Below are 317 nucleotides of genomic sequence, written 5' to 3'. Positions count from 1 at the left end.
GCCGGTCAGCGCACCGGCGACCAGCCAGACGGCGAGGCCGACGCCGAGTGCCGCAAACACCGACGCACCGTCGATGAACAGGCCGGTGACCAGCATCGCGGCGATCGCAATGGCGAAGGCCGCCATCAGGCGCTGCGAGGCGGCAATGATGTCGCCGCGTTTCCAGGCAAGCAGCGGGCCGAATGGCACGATCGCCAAGAGTGGCAGTATCAGTGGGCCGAAAGTTAGGTCGAAGAACGGCGCGCCGACCGAGATCTTGCCGCCGGTCAGCGCCTCCAGCGCCAGCGGATAGAGCGTGCCGACGAGCACCGTGGCGG

General features: G+C 68.5%; 1 protein-coding gene. It reads right to left on the bottom strand.

The annotated features are described in order from the left end of the window. On the bottom strand, nt 1-317 hold a 317-nt coding region (locus EN851_RS35110), incomplete at both ends, for a cytochrome c-type biogenesis CcmF C-terminal domain-containing protein (protein WP_281041128.1).

It is taken from the genome of Mesorhizobium sp. M8A.F.Ca.ET.208.01.1.1, assembly GCF_004791315.1.
Lineage (GTDB): Bacteria > Pseudomonadota > Alphaproteobacteria > Rhizobiales > Rhizobiaceae > Mesorhizobium.
This window is presented reverse-complemented; position numbering and strand designations above follow the sequence as displayed.